General features: G+C 72.5%; 10 protein-coding genes. 8 read left to right on the top strand and 2 right to left on the bottom strand.

Annotated elements, in window-relative coordinates; genetic code table 11:
* Window positions 1–3 precede the first annotated feature (3 nt).
* The 6 genes from OG562_RS29735 to OG562_RS29710 all read left to right on the top strand — a co-directional run bounded on the left by OG562_RS29735 (window position 4) and on the right by OG562_RS29710 (window position 8,947).
* Complete coding sequence (locus OG562_RS29735) at window positions 4–1,710, top strand: ABC transporter ATP-binding protein (RefSeq protein ID WP_266403257.1); 1,707 nt, start codon at window positions 4–6, stop codon at window positions 1,708–1,710.
* Complete coding sequence (locus OG562_RS29730; protein ID WP_266403254.1) at window positions 1,707–3,473, top strand: ABC transporter ATP-binding protein; 1,767 nt, start codon at window positions 1,707–1,709, stop codon at window positions 3,471–3,473. Before OG562_RS29735 ends, OG562_RS29730 begins: the two co-directional genes overlap by 4 nt.
* A 137-nt stretch (window positions 3,474–3,610) precedes the next feature.
* Entirely contained in the window at window positions 3,611–5,662 is a 2,052-nt protein-coding gene (locus OG562_RS29725) for a M4 family metallopeptidase (protein WP_266403251.1), read from the top strand.
* 331 nt (window positions 5,663–5,993) lie between these two features.
* Window positions 5,994–7,658, top strand: a complete 1,665-nt coding sequence (locus OG562_RS29720) for a M4 family metallopeptidase (RefSeq protein WP_266403248.1) — start codon at window positions 5,994–5,996, stop codon at window positions 7,656–7,658.
* 85 nt (window positions 7,659–7,743) lie between these two features.
* Window positions 7,744–8,274 carry a DUF1990 domain-containing protein gene (locus tag OG562_RS29715; RefSeq protein ID WP_266403245.1) on the top strand — a complete coding sequence of 177 codons (531 nt, stop codon included), beginning with the start codon at window positions 7,744–7,746 and terminating at the stop codon, window positions 8,272–8,274.
* A gap of 148 nt (window positions 8,275–8,422) precedes the next feature.
* Window positions 8,423–8,947, top strand: a complete 525-nt coding sequence (locus OG562_RS29710; RefSeq protein ID WP_266403242.1) for a hypothetical protein — start codon at window positions 8,423–8,425, stop codon at window positions 8,945–8,947.
* A 130-nt stretch (window positions 8,948–9,077) separates the two neighbouring features.
* On the opposite strand, the gene OG562_RS29705 is transcribed toward OG562_RS29710, so the two are convergent.
* Window positions 9,078–10,166: a hypothetical protein gene (locus OG562_RS29705; RefSeq protein ID WP_323187569.1), complete on the bottom strand. Its 1,089-nt coding sequence runs from the start codon at window positions 10,164–10,166 to the stop codon at window positions 9,078–9,080.
* Window positions 10,167–10,380: 214 nt separating this feature from the next.
* On the opposite strand from OG562_RS29705, the gene OG562_RS29700 reads away from it, so the two are divergent.
* Together OG562_RS29700 and OG562_RS29695 are read left to right on the top strand one after the other, a co-directional pair.
* Window positions 10,381–10,743, top strand: a complete 363-nt coding sequence (locus OG562_RS29700; RefSeq protein WP_266403240.1) for a trypco2 family protein — start codon at window positions 10,381–10,383, stop codon at window positions 10,741–10,743.
* A 4-nt stretch (window positions 10,744–10,747) separates the two neighbouring features.
* Window positions 10,748–14,482, top strand: a complete 3,735-nt coding sequence (locus tag OG562_RS29695) for a tetratricopeptide repeat-containing serine protease family protein (RefSeq protein ID WP_266403237.1) — start codon at window positions 10,748–10,750, stop codon at window positions 14,480–14,482.
* A 78-nt stretch (window positions 14,483–14,560) separates the two neighbouring features.
* On the opposite strand, the gene OG562_RS29690 is transcribed toward OG562_RS29695, so the two are convergent.
* On the bottom strand, window positions 14,561–17,185 hold the full coding sequence (locus OG562_RS29690; protein ID WP_266403234.1) for a glycosyltransferase family 1 protein: 2,625 nt from the start codon (window positions 17,183–17,185) through the stop codon (window positions 14,561–14,563).
* Between the last annotated feature and the right edge of the window lie 209 nt (window positions 17,186–17,394).

Raw genomic sequence — 17,394 nt, 5'->3', positions numbered from 1 at the left:
CGTGTGATCGACGTGTACGAGGATCCCGGCACGCCCGACCGGCGCGGCGGCTGGTGGTACCTGGCGTGGCTGGTGCGCCGCCAGCCGTGGCGGGCGGCGGCCGGGGCGGTGCTGGCCAGCGCCTGGATGGTGCTGCTGGCGATGGCGCCGTATCTGCTGGCCAGGGCGGTGGACGACGGGCTGGAGCCCGGGGACACGGGCGCGCTGGTCGGCTGGACGGTCGCGCTGTCCGTCGTGGGGGCGTTCAACGCCTGGGTGAGCATCATGCGGCACCGCACGATGACCCGGCTGCGCATGGACGCCTACTTCCGGACGATCAAGGTCGTGGTCCGGCAGACGGTGCGGCTCGGCGACGCGCTGCCGCGCCGGGTGGGGGCCGGCGAGGTCGTCACGATCGGCGTGGGCGACGTGCAGACCATCGCGAACGCGCTGACCGTGATCGGGCCCGGCGTCGGCTCGGTCGTCGTCTACGTCTTCGTGGCCGGGCTGCTGCTGTCCGTCTCGCCGCTGCTGGCGGCCGTCGTCCTGCTGGGGCTGCCGGTGGTCGCCGTGCTCGTCGGGCCGCTGATGGCGCGGCTCCAGGGCGCGGAGGCGGAGTACCGGGAACGGCAGGGGGTGCTCACCACGCGGATCGGCGATCTGGCGGGCGGGCTGCGGGTGCTCAACGGCCTGGGTGGCAAAGGGCTGTTCGCGGACGCCTTCCGACGGGACTCGCAACGGCTGCGGGAGCAGGGCTACCAGGTGGGCGCGGTCGCCAGCTGGCTGCAGGCCCTCGGTATGGGTCTGCCGACGCTGTTCCTCGCCCTGGTGACCTGGCTGGCGGCCCGGCTCGCCGCTCAAGGGGAGCTGACGGTGGGCGAGTTGGTGTCGGTGTACGGCTATGTCGCCGTCCTGGTCGGCCCGGTGGCGTTCCTCGTCGACATGGGCTACCAGCTCAGCCGGGGCGTCGTCGCCGCCCGCCGGGTCGTGGAGCTGCTGCGGCTGGAGCCCGACCCGGACACCGGCACGGCCGACGCGCCCGCCGAGCCGGCGGTGCTGTTCGACCCCGCGTCGGGCGTGCGGGTGGCGCCGGGACGGCTGACCGCGCTGGTCGGGGCGCGGCCGGCCGAGGTGAGCGCCGTCGTGGACCGGCTCGGCCGGTACGGTCCCTCGGACGCGACCTGGGGCGGGGTACGGCTGGACGCGATGTCCGTGGCCCAGGTCCGGGCCGGGATCCTGGTCGCCGACAACGAGGCCGACCTGTTCGCCGGCAGCCTGCGCGCGGTGGTGGGCGGACGACGTGAGCGGGACGCGGCGGCGATCGCGGGGGCGGTGCGGGCGGCCGCCGCCGACGACGTCGTGCAGGGGCTGGCGGAGGGCCTGGACACGCCGGTGGCCGCGCAGGGCCGGAGTCTCTCCGGGGGCCAGCGCCAGCGCGTCCGGCTGGTCCGGGCGCTGCTCGCCGACCCCGAGGTGCTGCTGGCCGTGGAGCCGACGTCGGCGCTCGACGCGCACACGGAGGCGGCGGTGGCACGGCGGCTGAGGGCGGCACGGGCGGGCCGTACGACGGTCGTCACCACCTCCTCCCCGCTGGTCCTCGACCACGCGGAGACCGTCCACTACCTGGTCGACGGCAAGGTCGCGGCCACCGGCCACCACCGCGACCTGCTGGAACGCGAGCCGGGATACCGGGCGTTGGTGGCCCGGGACGCAGAGGAGAGCGTGGGGTGAGCGTGGTCGAGGGGAGCTCGGGGCGGTTGCCGGTCGCCGGGGCCGCCGAGGTGCGCCGGGCCGCGGTGCGGCTGGTGCGGGCCGACGGGCGGGCCTTCGTCCGGGTGCTGGCGCTGAACGTCCTCGCCGCCGGGGCGGGCCTCGCCGGTCCGTGGCTGCTCGGGCGGATCATCGACGAGGTGCGGGCCGGGCACGGGGTCGGGGCCGTGGACCGGCTGGCGTCCGGGATCCTGGTGTGCGCGGCGGCGCAGTTGCTGCTGGCGCGCTGGGCGCGGTACGCGGGCCACCGCTTCGGTGAGCGCACGCTGGCGCGGGTGCGGGAGGAGTTCGTGGAGCGGACGCTGGCGCTGCCCGCGTCGGTCGTGGAGCGGGCCGGCGTCGGGGACCTGACCACGCGCGGCACCGCCGATGTGGCGGCCGTCGGCACGACGCTGCGGGACGCCGGGCCCGAGCTGCTGGTCTGCGCGGTGCAGGCGCTGTTCACGCTCGCGGCGGTGTGCCTGATCGACCCGCTGCTCGGCGCGGTCGGGGTGGTGGGGCTGACCCCGATCTGGTGCGCGCTGCGCTGGTATCTGCGGCGGGCCCGCTCCGGCTACCTCGACCAGGGCGCGGCGGACTCCGAGGTCGCCGAGATCGTCGCCTCGACGGCGGCCGGGGCGCGCACGGTCGAGGCGTTCCGGCTGGCGGAGCGGCGGACCGCGGCGAGCGGGGACGCGCTGGGGGTCTCGCGGCGCACCCGGTTGCACACCCTGTATCTGCGGTCCGTGTTCTTCCCGGTGATCGAGGTGTCGTACGCGCTGCCCGTCGCGGGCGTCCTGCTGCTGGGCGGCGCGCTGCACGCGCGGGGTGCGATGAGTCTGGGGACGGTGGTGGCGGCGGCGCTGTATCTGCGGCAGTTCACCGAGCCGCTCGACCAGATCCTGGTGCGGGTGGAGCAACTGCAGAGCAGTGGGGCCTCGTTCGCCCGGGTGGAGGGGCTGGCCCGGGCGCCGCGGTCCGGGCCGGACGGCGACGCGCCGACTCCGGCGGACGACCGGATCGACGTGACGGGCGTGCGGTACGCCTATGAGCGGGGCGGCGAGGTGCTGCGCGGGGTCGATCTGACGGTGCGGCCCGGGGAGCGGCTGGCGGTGGTGGGCCCCTCGGGTGCGGGCAAGTCGACGTTGAGCAGGCTGCTGGCGGGAGTGGACGCGCCGAGCGCGGGCACGGTGACGGTGGGCGGGGCCCCGGTCGCCGAGCTGGCGCCCGAGACGCTGCGCCGGCAGGTGGTGCTGGTCACCCAGGAGCACCACGTGTTCCTGGGCACGGTCCGCGACAACCTGCTGATCGCCGAACCGGCCGCGTCCGACGAGGAGTTGTGGGCCGCGCTGGCGGCGGTGGGCGCGGCCGACTGGGTCCGGGAGCTGCCCGGCGCCCTGGCCGCGGAGGTCGGCTCGGACCGGGGCCGTACGGACGGCTCGCAGGCCCAACAGCTCGCCCTGGCCCGCGTGGTGCTGGCCGACCCGCACACGCTGATCCTGGACGAGGCGACGGCCCTGCTGGACCCGGCGACGGCCCGGCACACCGAGCGCGCCCTGGCCGCCGTACTGCGCGGCCGTACGGTCATCGCCATCGCGCACCGGCTGCACACCGCGCACGACGCGGACCGGGTGGCGGTGATGGAGGACGGCCTGCTGACCGAACTGGGCACGCACGAGGAACTGGTGGCGGCGGAGGGCGCGTACGCGGCGCTGTGGCGGACCTGGCACGGTACGTCCGCATAACGAACATGAACTCCCGGACAACGAACCGTTTCCGGCCAACTTTCTGACGCGCTCCTGACAGATAGCGCAATCCCCTGCCACTCTTCCCACTGCTACCTCACAGCAACCCCACAGCTTCATGTTCTGAGGAGTCAGTGTTGAGCAGCAGTTTCTCTCGCAGACGCACCTCCCACACCACCCCCCGTCGCGCCGCGGCCGTCGCCCTCGTCGGCGTCTCCGCGCTGATCGCCGCCGCCGTGCAGTCCGGCGCCGCGTCCGCCGCCCCGGAGCAGGCGCCGTCGGCGTCGAGCGGAGCGAACCCGGGCGCCGAGTCGCTGCGCCTCACCCCCGCCCAGCGCACCGCGCTGATCCGCGAGGCCGACGCGGGCAAGGCCGCCACCGCCAAGGAACTGGGCCTGGGCGCCAAGGAGGCGCTCGTCGTCCGTGACGTCGTCAAGGACGCGGACGGCACCCTCCACACCCGCTACGAGCGCACCTACGCCGGCCTCCCGGTCCTCGGCGGCGACCTGGTCGTCGAGACCGCGAAGTCCGGCGCCACCGAGGGCGTCACCAAGGCCACCCGGGCCGCCATCAAGGTCGCCTCGCTCACGCCCACGCTCGCCGCCGCCAAGGCGGAGAAGCAGGCTCTGACCCTGGCGAAGGCCGACGGCGCCGAGAAGGCCGCCGCCGACCGGGCGCCGCGCAAGGTGATCTGGGCGGCGAACGGCACGCCCGTCCTGGCGTACGAGACGGTCGTCGGCGGCCTCCAGGAGGACGGCACCCCGAACGAGCTGCACGTCGTCACCGACGCGGCCACCGGCGCGAAGCTCTACGAGTACCAGGGCGTCGAGACCGGCACCGGCAACACGATGTACAGCGGCCAGGTCACCCTGGGCACCACGCAGTCGGGCTCGACGTACAACCTCACCGACGGCGCGCGCGGCGGGCACAAGACGTACAACCTCAACCGGGGCACCTCCGGCACCGGCACGCTCTTCTCCGGGGCGGACGACGTCTGGGGCACCGGCGCCGCCTCCAACCTGGAGACCGCGGCCGCCGACGCGCACTACGGCGCGGCCCTGACCTGGGACTACTACAAGAACGTGCACGGCCGCTCGGGCATCAGGGGCGACGGCGTCGGCGCGTACTCCCGGGTCCACTACGGCAGCAACTACGTCAACGCGTTCTGGCAGGACAGCTGCTTCTGCATGACGTACGGCGACGGCTCGGGCAACACCCACCCGCTCACCGCCATCGACGTGGCCGGCCACGAGATGACGCACGGCGTCACCGCCAACACCGCGGGCCTCAACTACAGCGGCGAGTCCGGCGGCCTCAACGAGGCGACCTCGGACATCTTCGGCACCTCGGTCGAGTTCTACGCCCAGAACTCCTCGGACGTCGGCGACTACCTCATCGGCGAGGAGATCGACATCAACGGCGACGGCACGCCGTTGCGTTACATGGACAAGCCGAGCAAGGACGGCTCGTCGAAGGACAGTTGGTACTCGGGGATCGGGTCGGTCGACGTCCACTACTCCTCGGGCCCGGCGAACCACTTCTTCTACCTGCTGAGCGAGGGCAGCGGCGCCAAGGTCATCAACGGCGTCAGCTACAACTCGGCGACCGCGGACGGTCTGCCGGTCACCGGCATCGGCCGCGACAAGGCGGAGAAGATCTGGTTCCGTGCGCTGACCACGAAGTTCACCACGACCACCAACTACGCGGCGGCCCGCACCGGCACGCTGGCGGCGGCCGGTGAGCTGTACGGCACGACGTCCGCCGAGTACAAGGCGGTCCAGGACGCCTGGGCGGGCGTCGCGGTCGGCGCGCGTTCCGACGGCGGTGGCGGCGGCGGTGGCACCTCCTTCGAGAACACCGCCGACGTATCGATTCCGGACAACGGGGCGGCGGTCACCTCGTCGGTCACCGTCTCCGGGCGGACCGGCAACGCGCCCTCGAACCTCGCGGTGGCGGTCAACATAGTCCACACCTACATCGGCGACCTTCAGGTGCAGCTGGTCGCCCCCGACGGCACGGCGTACACGCTGAAGGCGTACGGCACCGGTGGAAGCACGGACAACATCAACACCACGTACACCGTGAACGCGTCCTCCGAAGTCGCCAACGGCGTCTGGCAGTTGAGGGTCCAGGACAACGCGGCCCAGGACACCGGCTACATCAACAGCTGGAAGATCACCTTCCCGTAGCCCACGCGCCCGCACAGGCCCCGCACGGCCCGTGCACAGCGCATGACCAGGCACTCCACAGAACGCCGCCCCGGGGGCTCGAATCCCCCCGGGGCGGCGCCCTCTTTTTGCCAGCCGCTTACCTACGTCCTGTTGGCCTTTTACCCAGGTCAGATCCGTTTACATTCCCGCAATGTTCATTCATCAGTCGATTTTCAGCCAACATCACTTGGGGGTCCTGACATGTACGCGCCCTTGATGTCAGTCTTCCTGTCACCCGCCGCACAACTTCACAGCCGCCACGAGCAGTCGCCCCACGCTGCCCGGGCACCCCCACACTCAAGGAGCTTGTGTGACTCCCCTCTACGCGCGTCACAAGCGCACCACGCTGGCCATCGCCACCGCCGTCGCGGCCGGAGCGCTGGTCACCACCGGTCTGACCGCCGGTTCCGCCGCCGCCCAGACTCCGGCGGAGTCCACCGGCAAGGCGATCTCGCAGGGCGCGCCCGTCCAGCTGTCGGCCGCCGCCCGCACCACGCTGATCAAGCAGCAGCAGACCGACGCGCCCGAGACCGCCCAGGCGATAGGCCTCGGCGCCAAGGAGAAGCTGGTCGTCAAGGACGTCGTGAAGGACGCCGACGGCACGGTCCACACCCGCTACGAGCGCACCTACGCGGGCCTCCCGGTCCTCGGCGGCGACCTGGTCGTCCACGAGTCCGCCACCGGCGCGACCAAGAGTGTGACCAAGGCCGTCAAGGCGACCATCAAGGTCCCGACGACGACCCCGCAGGTCGCCACCGCCAAGGTCGAGAAGCAGGCGCTGACCGCCGCCAAGGCCGCTGGCTCGGAGTCCACCACCGCCGACCAGGCCCCCCGCAAGGTGATCTGGGCCGGCAACGGCACGCCGACCCTCGCCTACGAGACGGTCGTCGGCGGCCTGCAGGACGACGGCACCCCGAACCAGCTGCACGTCATCACCGACGCGACCACCGGCAAGAAGCTCTACGAGTACCAGGGCATCGAGACCGGCACCGGCAAGAGCCTGTACTCGGGCACCGTCAGCCTCAACACGACCCTGTCGGGCTCGACGTACCAGCTGACCGACGGAACCCGCGGCAGCCACAAGACGTACAACAAGTCCCACACCACGACGTCCTCGGCGGGCACCCTGTTCACCGACGCCGACGACACCTGGGGCACCGGTGTGGCCTCCAGCTCCACCACCGACCAGACCGCCGCCGTCGACGCCGCCTACGGCGCGCAGACGACGTGGGACTTCTACAAGTCGACGTTCGGCCGCAGCGGCATCAAGAACAACGGCGTCGCGGCCTACTCCCGCGTCCACTACGGCAACGCGTACGTCAACGCGTTCTGGGACGACAGCTGCTTCTGCATGACGTACGGCGACGGCGACGGGAACACCCACCCGCTGACCTCGCTGGACGTGGCCGGCCACGAGATGAGCCACGGCGTCACCTCGAACACGGCGGGCCTGAACTACTCGGGCGAGTCCGGCGGCCTGAACGAGGCGACCTCCGACATCTTCGGCACGGGCGTGGAGTTCTACGCGGCCAACTCCAACGACGTCGGCGACTACCTCATCGGCGAAGAGATCGACATCAACGGCGACGGCTCCCCGCTGCGCTACATGGACAAGCCCAGCAAGGACGGCGGCTCGTCGGACTACTGGTCCTCCAGCGTCGGCAGCAAGGACGTGCACTACTCGTCCGGCGTCGCGAACCACTTCTTCTACCTGCTGTCCGAGGGCAGCGGCTCGAAGACGATCAACGGGGTGAGCTACAACTCCCCGACGTACAGCGGCACCACGGTCACCGGCATCGGCCGCGCCAAGGCGCTGCAGATCTGGTACAAGGCGCTGACGACGTACTTCACGTCGACGACCAACTACAAGTCGGCCCGCACCGGCACGCTGAGCGCGGCGACCGCCCTGTACGGCTCCGGCAGCACCGAGTACAACGCGGTGGCGGCGGCCTGGACGGCCGTCAACGTCACGTGACGTATCGGCAGGCGTGATCCGTAGGTGAGCTGGGGCGGTACCCGGGACGAAGGCATCCCCGGGTACCGCCCTACTCTTGGGCCCCATGTCTTCCAAGTCTTCCAAGGACTTCACGTACGACGACGTCGGCGCGACCCGCGAACCCGGTTTCTGCCCGCCCGGCTTCCACCCCCTGCACGTACGCACCCGTCTCGGCGAGGGCGAACGGGTCTTCCGCCGGGCCGCCGAGGCCGTCCTCACCTGGGAGATGCACCGCGCGCTCGGCATAGGCATAACCGCCACCGCCGACCGGGCGGCCCCCGACGTCGATGTCACCGTCACCCTGGCCGGCCTGATCAAGGCCCCCTGCCGCATCGTCTGGACGGCGGAGGAACACCGCCGCGCCGGCTGGGCCTATGGAACGCTTTCCGGCCACCCCGAGTCCGGCGAGGAGTCCTTCGTCGTCCACCGCACCGGCGACGGCACGGTGTGGCTGACGGTGTCGGCGTTCAGCCGCGCCGCGAAGTGGTACGCCCGCATGGGCGGCCCGGCGACCCGAGGCTTCCAACAGGCGTACGCCCGCCGCTGCGGGGTGGTGTTGCGCCAGCTCTCGGTGACGAACCCCGAGGAGGCCTGACCAGGCGACGAGCACCGCGTCCGACCTCTGGCAGGAACTCCGCGCAACCGACGAGCATCAAGGGCCGCCCCGAAACCGCTCGATCTGCCCGATGTCTCCGCCTAGGGTTTCAGCCCGGGCAAACGCATGATCGACGAGGGGAAGCGGTGTGAAGTACCTGGGGCCGCTGGAGCTGATCGAGAACCGCTGGGTCATCGGAGATCCCACGCGCAAGGACGGCTTGTGCCTGGTGCTCGCCGCCGACGGCATGGAGCATCACCGACGCGGAGTGCCGGAGCCTCAGGCAGTCGTCCCGTGGACCAGGTTCGTGGGTGTGGGGGTGAGTGCCACGCACTACGCGTGGGAGTCCACCCGCACCGCGGGCGTACTGGACGTGCTGGGCAACAGCTCGATCGGCGCCGGCCGGAGCGGCTGTTCCGTGGGGGGTCTCCTTCGCCATCCGTACGAGGACTGGTCGGTGAACTACACCCACCACAGGCGCAGGTACACGGCCGCCCACGTCACCATGGTGGAAGCCCTGTTCCGAAAGGTGTCCGCCGCGAAGGCGCCGCACCTCCTCGGCGACCCCGTGTGGCTGGGCACGGCTGTCGCCCGGCTGGCGCCGTTGCCCGCACGGTGGGGCCCGCCGGTGACCCGCCAGATGAGGGAGACCATCGAGGACCTCGGCATCTGACCAGGTCAGCTGGAACGGCGCCCACCGCTGATCCGGTTCGACGACCACGGCGGCGAGGGCACCCCGCCGCCGCACTCGCGTACGTCGTCCGCGGCGACCCGCCCCCGCCCCCGGTCCCGCCCCCGACCGGTCAGGTGCGGGACACGACGCCGCAGCCCTCGTCACGGTCCGCGGCGATGTCCCCGCTGCGGTCGTACGGATCCGTCGTCGGCCCGGTCGGGGGCGTGCCCGTGGGCTCGGCCGTCGAGAACTGGGGGTGCAGGAAGCCGTCGTAGACGTCGCAGGCGGAGTTGCCGATCTCCTGGTCGTACTTCCGAAGGGAGATCTTTCCCGGGGTGACGATGTACTTGGCGGGATCGGAGAGCTCGACGTCGAGGACGCGACGGACGATGGTCCGGGCCACCTCGGTGGAGCCCTGGCCGGTGTGGGCCAGCGGGTAGACGAAGGTGTAGTCGGCGTGCACGACGACCGAGGCCTGCTCGCCGGCCTTGAACGTCATCCGTCCCCGGGTCTTGACCACGTCACCGGCCAGCCGCAGTTCGTGGGGATCGAACCGGCTGAACAGCCACAGCGGGTCGTGGTCCTTGTCCGGCTTGCTCAGCGCGGTGTTCAACAGGCGGAGCAGGTCCGTCTGTCGGGGCTCGATCAGGGCGAGCGCGGTCTCGGGGCGTTCGCCGCGCAGGGTGGCGGGGTCGAGGTTCGCGTCGATCAGGAGCTTCCTGGTCTGCTGCAGCGCCTGCTCCACCTGAGCCTTGGACAGCGACCCGACCGCAGCCGCCTTCGGCAGCACGATGCCGGCCGCGCCGTCGGCCCACTCCAGGGCCGGGGAACCCGCGAACGGCCGTGCCACCGTGGGGACTTCGGGGTCCACCGACGCGGGCGCGCCGGTCGGGGCCGCGGTCTCCGCCGGCAGCGGTGACGCGGAGGCGGCCTCCGACCCCCCGGCGCCGAAGGGGTCGCCGGGCAGCAGCGACGGCCGCATCGCCACGACGGCCAGAACGATGACGACGGGCACGCCGAGGAGCGCCCACCGCCGCCGCTTGCGGGCCGCTCGCCTCTCCCCGTCCTGCACAGTCGGACCGGCCCGCCAGCCCTCTGACACCTCACCCCGCGCGTCCTGCTGCCGCAGCCGCTCGGTGACCATACGGGCCCGCGCGGACGGCTCCTTCGGCGCGGAGGCCGGTATCTCGCGTTCGCTGTCCTGGAGGAACTTCCGCAACTCCTCATCGGACAGGGAGGACCCGGAACCGCTTTCTTCGAACGGTCTGTCAGACACTCGTCGTCGGCCTTTCTGTCAGTTGGGTGTTCGGGCATAGTGCCAGCAGGGAGTGACAAACGGCGGAAGCCGGGCTCCGGAACCCGCCGCTCTGGCACGCTGTCCCTCTTGGACCGCTGCGCGCGCCATTCCACTCCGCGTCGGCACTGGGGGACGTATGCCCGATGAACTTGAACTGGCCGACGCCGTGCAACTCGTGCGGGACGAGTTGCTGCGGGCCTCGGCCGCTGCCGCCGACGAGGATCTGCGGTTCGAAGTGGGGCCGATCGGGATGGAGTTCACCGTCGAGCTGCGGCGGGACGTCACCGTGAAGACCGGTTTCAGGGCATGGGTCGTCTCGGGCGACGTCGAGGGGAAGGGCGGCCGGACCCGGACCCACAAGGTCTCCCTGAGCCTCACGCCCAAGCGGGCGGACGGCACGTCGGTGGAGATCTCCCAGGACATGGCCGGGGACCCTGACGGAGACGGGGACGGAGACGGGGACGAAGCGGTGCTGTTCGTGCCGCCCGAGCCCGCGTGAGCACATGAACAGAAACCGGCTGGTCGCCGTTCGGGCGAGCGTCAAGGGCAAGCGTCCTCGGGTGAGTTCGGGGTGCGTGATCGCGCCGCGGCTGGTGCTGACCGCCGGGCATGCGCTGCAGCCGCAGGGCGCGGCGATGTCGGCCGCCCATGTGCAGGTGCATGTGCAGCTGTTCGCCGTCGGTCGGCTCGTGCCCGCCCGCCTCGTCTGGGACGGACGTGCGGCGGGACTCGACGCCGCCGTGCTCCAGGTCGCCCCGGAGCACTGGCCGCAGGACGCCGCCGAACCGCCCGTACGGTTCGGGAGGTTCGTGACGCTGCGGGCGGGTCAGCCCGCCGACGCCCTCGGCTTCGCGCGCGTGCAGGGCGCCCGGCGGGCGGACGGTCTGGAGACCGCCCAGGCGTCCGGCACGGTCAGCCCCGGGGACGGGATGCTCGGCGCGCACTGGGAGCTCTCCGTGGACCGGGCGCCGGCCGGCCTCGACGAGTCGCCGTGGAGCGGGATGTCCGGGGCGGCCCTGTGGAGCGGGCGGCTCCTGTGCGGGGTGGTCGCCGTCGACCTGGCGCACTGGCGCCATGGCAAGCTCCAGGCCGTACCGGCGCACCGGCTGCTGCGCGAGGAGGGGCTGCGGTCCTTGCTCACCCGGGAGTTGGGGTACGTTCCGGTCGCCGAGGCCGTCGAGCTGGAGGCCCTGTGCGAACCCGCGGTGCCCAGCCGTGCGCCGAGGCTGCCCTCGGAGTTGCTGCGCCCGCAGGCCGAGGCGGTGCCGTTCGCCGGCCGGGACCGGGAGCTGCGCGAGTTCGGGGACTGGTGCGGCGACGGCGGCGGTCTCGCCACCCGGCTGATCACGGGACCCGGCGGGCAGGGCAAGTCGCGGTTCGCGCGGGAGCTGTCGGTGACCCTGGCGACCCAGGGGTGGGTGACGGCCCAACTGCGCGAGTCGGACGCGGAACGGGCCGAGCTGGTCCGGTCGTTGGAGGCGCTGACCGCGGTCGACCACCGGATGCTGCTGGTCATGGACTACGCCGAGACCAGCCCCGAGCTGGTGGGCAGCGTGCTGGAGACGCTGGAGGCACGCGGCGGCCACCATCCGGTGCGCATGGTGCTCATCGCCCGGAGCGCGGGCGAGTGGTGGGAGCAGTTGCCCGGGGCCACACCGCGCAGCGCCGGGGTGCTCAGCGGGGCCCGCACGGTCGAACTGCGCGAGATCGCCTCGACGTCGGCGGAGCGGGAAGGCATGTACCGGACGGCGGTGGAGGCCCTGTCCCGGCGGCTGCCCGCGCTGCGGGAGCTGCCGGAGTACACCCGGATCGACTGGGCCTCGGTCACCCGGTCGGTGCTGGCGAAGCCGTACCGGGACTACGGCCACGGCTCGGCGCTGCATCTGCACATGCGGGCGCTGCTGGACCTGCTGACGGCGGCCGATCGGCACACCGGGCACGGCAGACAGGTCAAACAGGCCGGACAGGCCGGACAGGCCGGAGCGAGCCGCGGGGACGCCCCTCGCGAAACCCGTCACGAAACCACTCCCGAACCCCCTCGCGAAACCCGTCACGAAGCCCGTCACGGACATCGTGAGGAAGTCTCCGAGGAGCAGCCCGCCGCCCGCCGCCGGGAGCCGGACGTCCAGGCGGAGCTCCTCGCCCATGAGCGGCGGTACTGGAAGCGCACCGCCGGCTCCTGGTCCGAGCTGGACGGGCTCGGTCACGACGCCCTGGCCGACGCGGTGGCGGTGGCGACGCTGACCCGCGCCGCGGATCCGGGCCGCGCCGCCGAACTGCTGACGCTGCTGCCGGACCTGGCCGGGGACGGCCGGAGCGCCGCGGCGGCGGACTGGCTGCGTCTGCTGTACCCGCCGGTCGAGGGCTCGCACTGGGGCGCCCTGGAACCGGATCTGCTCGGCGAATACCACGTGGCGCTGCGCGCCCGCGACAGCCAGGAGCTCCTCGCCCGGGTGCTGCCGCGACTGCAGGGCCGGGAGGCCGAACGGGCGCTGACCGTGCTGGCCCGAGCGGCGGCCCAGCCCACCTGCCCGCACCCGGACCTGGCCGCTCAGGTGGCGGAGCTGATCGTCGGCCATCCCGGTGTGCTCGCCGTCCCCGCGGTCGTGGTCGCGGGGCGCTCGGAGAACCCCGGCTTCCTGCTGGACGCGCTGCGCCGCCTGGCCGAGCGCCCCGACCTGCCGCTGGAACTGCTGGAGCACCTGCACACGGCGGTGCCCGAGCGCAGTCGGCTGCTGGGCGAGCAGGCGCTGGACATCGCCGAGCGGCTCGCCCGCGTACGCCGTCGCCGGGCCCGCCTCTCGGGCGGCGCGCTCGCCCCGGCGCAGGCACGGGCCGAGCTGGCGCGCGCCGAGCACAATCTGGCGGTCCGGTTCAGCTCCGTACGGCGTTGGGCGGATGCCATGGAGTCGAGCGGACGGGCGGTGCAGCTCTACCGGGGGCTGGCCCGCGCCCGCCCCGACGAATACCTGCCGCTGCTCGCCGAGTCCCTGGGGGTGCGCTGGGCCGCGCTGTCCGAGCTCGGGCAGTACCAGGAGGCGCTCGCGGACTGCGCGGAGGCGGTGCGCGTCAACCGGCGTCTCGTGGCGGGCGAGTCGGGTGCGCACTCCCGGGCCGAGCTGATGCCGCACCGGGCCCGGCTCGCCCAGGCGCTGAACCACCTGTCGGTGGTGCTGGCCGCGCGGGACATGCGGCGCGAGGCGCTCACCGCCGGAGAGGAGGCCGTGGAGATCCTGGAGCAGCTGGTCAAGGAACGCCCCACCCGCCGGCATCTGGCGCTGCTCGCGGGGGCGCTGCACAACCTCGCCAACCGCCGATCCCCCGGCCAGAGCGCACTGGAGACGGTCACGCACGCCGTGCTGATCCGGCGCAGACTCGCCCAGGTCCATCCGGACATGTATCTGCCCGGCCTGATGGAGTCGTTGCACAACCAGGCGCTGGAGCTGGCGGCGCTGGGCCGGTACTCGGCGGCCGGGAAGGTGGTCGACGAATGCCTGCGGGTGACCTTGCAGCTCGTGCAGGACCAGCCGGTCATCTACCGCCCGATGGTCGCCCGGGTGCTGCGGATCCGGGCCGGGGTGCTGAACAAGTCCGGCGGGGGCATCGAGGCGACCCGGACGGTCTTCCGGTCGCTGTTGCTCTATCGCGAGCTGGCGCGGGAACGGCCCGCCGAGTTCGACGAGACCGTCGAGGCGACGCTGCGGCAGGCCGCGTGGGTGGCCTGGGACGCGTTCGAGACCTGGGACAGCTACTCCGGAGCCCTCCGGTGGAGGGAGCTGCTCCGGGAGGCGAACGACCTCGCCGCCCGGCGCCGCAGGCGCGTCCGGCTGGAGCGGTTGCGGGAGACCCGTTGGCCCCGTCTGCTGGCGAGGCTGCGCCAGGTGACGGGGATCCGGCTGCGGGTGGCCCGCAAGGTCCGGCCGAACGCGCTGCCGGCCCCGAAGGTGCCCCGCTTCCGGCTGGATCTGACGGTCCCGGGGGTCCGCCAGATCCCGACCGTGGACGAACAGGCCCGCGATCAGCAGGCGTTCCAGGAACTCCTCACCGTCGGGGACGTGCTCAGGCCGCCTCCCGGCGCCGATCCGGACGAGCCCCCGGCCCCGGCGCCCCCCGGTCTCGCCTGGGCGCTGGAGCTCAACCCCGAGCTGGAGCGGCTGCTGGAACCGCTGCAGCCGCTGGCATACGAAGGAGACGCCCAACCGGCGCAGGACAGCACGCCCTTCACCTGGCCGGCCTGACACCACTCGGGGGTTCACCACTCGGGGGTTCACCACTCGGGGGTTCACCACTCGGGAGGGCTCACCGCTGCGGTGGGCTCACCGCAACAACACCCCCGCCCCCTCCACCGCATCCTCCGAAGGCACCGTCACCAGCCCCAACTCCGCGCCCGACGCCAGCAGTCGGTGCGTCGGCAGGATGCGGACCGTGTAGCCGAACGGGCCCGTGCGGTCCAGTGACAGCGGGCCCTCGTACAGCCACCTGCCCTCCAGGTCGGGGCCGCCCGCCGGTTTCAGGGGGACCGTCGTCGCGTCGGTGAGGCGGTCCTCCTCGTCGACGCGGCCGGAGACCGCCTGGACCTCGACGTCGTCGGGGGCCAGGTCGCCGAGGCCGACGCGGACCCGCAGCGCGAGGGTGGTGCCGAGTTCGGCCGTGGTCGTGGCGATGGACGTCTCGACGTGGTCGACCGTCACCGCGTGCCAGGCGGAGCGCACCCGCGTCTTCCAGACGGCCAGTTCACGGGCGGTGTCGGGGGTCAGCGCCCGGTGGGCGTGGGCGGCGGGGGCGTAGAGGCGCTCGACGTACTCGCGGACCATCCGGCCGGCCAGCACCTTCGGGCCGAGCAGGGTGAGGGTCTGGCGGACCATCTGGATCCAGCGGTCGGGCAGACCCGCCCGGCCGCGCTCGTAGAAGCGGGGGGTGATGCGCTGCTCCAGGAGGTCGTAGAGCGCCGCCGCCTCGACGTCGTCCCGGTGGTCGGGGTCGGTGCCGACGCCGTCGGCGGTCGGGATCGCCCAGCCGAAGTCGGGCTGGAACCACTCGTCCCACCAGCCGTCCAGGACGGAGAGGTTGAGACAGCCGTTCAGCGCCGCCTTCATGCCGGACGTGCCGCAGGCCTCCAGCGGGCGGAGCGGGTTGTTCAGCCAGATGTCGCAGCCCGGGTACAGCTTCTGCGCCATGGCCATGCCGTAGTCGGGGAGGAAGACGATGCGGTGGCGCACGCGCGGGTCGTCGGCGAACCGGACCAGCTCCTGGACCAGCCGCTTTCCGCCGTCGTCCGCCGGATGCGCCTTGCCCGCGACGACGATCTGGATCGGATGCTCCGGATGCAGGAGCAGCTCCATCAGCCGGTCGCGGTCGCGCAGCATCAACGTCAGCCGCTTGTACGACGGGACGCGGCGGGCGAATCCGATGGTGAGGACGTCGGGGTCCAGCACGCCGTCGATCCAGCCCAACTCGGCCGTTCCCGCGCCTCGTTGACGCCAGGAGGCGCGCAGCCGCTCGCGCACCTCCACGACCAGCTGTTCGCGCAGGGTCCGGCGCAGCTCCCAGACGTCCTGGTCGCCGATCTCCGCGACCGCGTCCCAGCGGTCCGTGCCGCCGACGCTCAGCGCGTCCTCGGTGCGCTCGGCGCCGATCTGGCGGGCGCCGAGGCGCAGCACCTCCGGGGCCACCCAGGTCGGGGCGTGCACCCCGTTGGTGACGGAGGTGATCGGCACCTCCTCGGGGTCGAAGCCGGGCCAGAGACCGGCGAACATCTCGCGGCTGACCTGGCCGTGCAGCAACGACACCCCGTTGGCCCGCTGGGCCAGGCGCAGCCCCATCACGGCCATGTTGAAGAGGTTCGGCTCGCCGCCGGGGTAGGTCTCCATGCCCAGCCGCAGGACGCGGTCGACGTCGATGCGCGGAAGTTCGGCGTCGGGGCCGAAGTGGCGGGCGACCAGCTCGCGGTCGAAGCGGTCGATGCCGGCCGGGACCGGCGTGTGGGTGGTGAAGACGGTGCCGGCCCGGACCGCCTCCAGCGCGGAGTCGAAGTCCAGCCCGGTGTCGGCGAGTTCGGCGATCCGCTCCAGACCGAGGAACCCGGCGTGCCCCTCGTTGGTGTGGAAGACCTCGGGCGGCGCGTGACCGGTCAGACGGCAGTACGTCCGTACGGCCCGGACACCTCCTATGCCCAGGAGCATCTCCTGGAGCAGCCGGTGCTCGCTGCCGCCGCCGTAGAGCCGGTCGGTCACCCCGCGTTCGCCGAGGTCGTTCTCCTCGACGTCCGAGTCGAGCATGAGGAGGGGCACGCGGCCGACCTGGGCGAGCCAGATCCGGGCGTGCAGCTGCTTGCCGGCGGGGAGGGCGAGGGAGACCCGGGCGGGGCTGCCGTCGGCCTCCCTCAGCAGGGTCACCGGCAGCTCGTTGGGGTCCAGCACGGGGTAGTGCTCCTGCTGCCAGCCGTCCCGGGACAGCGACTGCCGGAAGTAGCCGTGCCGGTAGAGCAGCCCGACGCCGATCAGCGGGACGCCCAGGTCGCTGGCCGCCTTCAGATGGTCGCCGGCGAGGATGCCGAGGCCGCCGGAGTACTGGGGCAGGGCGGCCGTGACGCCGAACTCGGGGGAGAAGTAGGCGACGGCGGCGGGAAGCTCGGCCGTCCCGGCGTGCGCCTGGTACCAGCGGTCGCCGGTCACGTAGTCGTGCAGGTCGTCGACGGCGGCGGTCAGCCGGCGCAGGAAGCGGCGGTCCTGGGCGAGCTCGGCGAGCCGTGCGGGGCGGACCCCGCCGAGCAGTCGCACCGGGTCGCCGTCGTAGGCGGCCCAGCGTTCGGGATCGACGGACTGGAACAGGTCACGGGTTTCCGCGTGCCAGGACCACCGCAGATTCCGGGCCAGATCGCTGAGCGGCCGGAGGGGTTCGGGGAGGAGGGGTCGGACGGTGAATCGACGGATCGCCTTCACATTCCACCTCGGCGTGGCGCGTTCGCTGGATGGACGCACGGCTCTGTACGCCCGGTGACTCAGAACCGTACCGGTGTTGCCCCGACACCTGGGGGAGGCTTTCCCCGAAGGGACCGAATCACGCATTCCAGCGATATGGCTGATTCCACTCACACAGGCCACCTTGTGGCACTTCACCCCGCACGAGAGGCTGCCTCTTGAGTCGAGGA

This window comes from Streptomyces sp. NBC_01275 (assembly GCF_026340655.1).
In the GTDB taxonomy this organism is placed as follows: domain Bacteria; phylum Actinomycetota; class Actinomycetes; order Streptomycetales; family Streptomycetaceae; genus Streptomyces.
This window is presented reverse-complemented; position numbering and strand designations above follow the sequence as displayed.

Excerpts from the sequence above, each read along its gene's own strand:
- OG562_RS29695 (WP_266403237.1), top strand. The coding sequence starts at position 10,748 with ATGAACAGAAACCGGCTGGTCGCCGTTCGGGCGAGCGTCAAGGGCAAG.
- OG562_RS29700 (WP_266403240.1), top strand. The coding sequence starts at position 10,381 with ATGCCCGATGAACTTGAACTGGCCGACGCCGTGCAACTCGTGCGGGAC.
- OG562_RS29715 (WP_266403245.1), top strand. The coding sequence starts at position 7,744 with ATGTCTTCCAAGTCTTCCAAGGACTTCACGTACGACGACGTCGGCGCG.